The organism is Anoxybacillus sp. LAT27 (genome assembly GCF_022030075.1).
GTDB classification, from domain to species: domain Bacteria; phylum Bacillota; class Bacilli; order Bacillales; family Anoxybacillaceae; genus Anoxybacillus; species Anoxybacillus kestanbolensis.
The window spans coordinates 1-230 of the sequence record NZ_JAIWYK010000333.1; the positions used below are offsets into that span (position 1 = coordinate 1).

The following is a 230-nucleotide window of genomic DNA, read 5'->3' on the forward strand; positions in this document are numbered from 1 at the left end:
TCACGTCTTCCTTGAACGTCACTTCCTTGACCTTTTCAGGCATCGCCGGCGGCATGGACGCGGCCGCCACCATCGCTTGTTTTCCTCTCACGGCGGGGATGCCGGAGAACTTTTCCTTCACCTTGGCCAGCGCTTCTTCGGCCGAACGGCGATCGGCGGCGTAGCCGATCACTTTGCCGTCGACGACCAGCTTGACGGCTTCCACCTTGATGCCGGCAAGATCCGACAGC

Annotated in this window: 1 pseudogene; it reads right to left on the reverse strand. The window is 61.3% G+C overall.

Features of this window, described 5'->3' with window-relative positions:
• A pseudogene (locus LD028_RS09680) lies at positions 1-230 on the reverse strand (metalloendopeptidase); the annotation flags it as partial.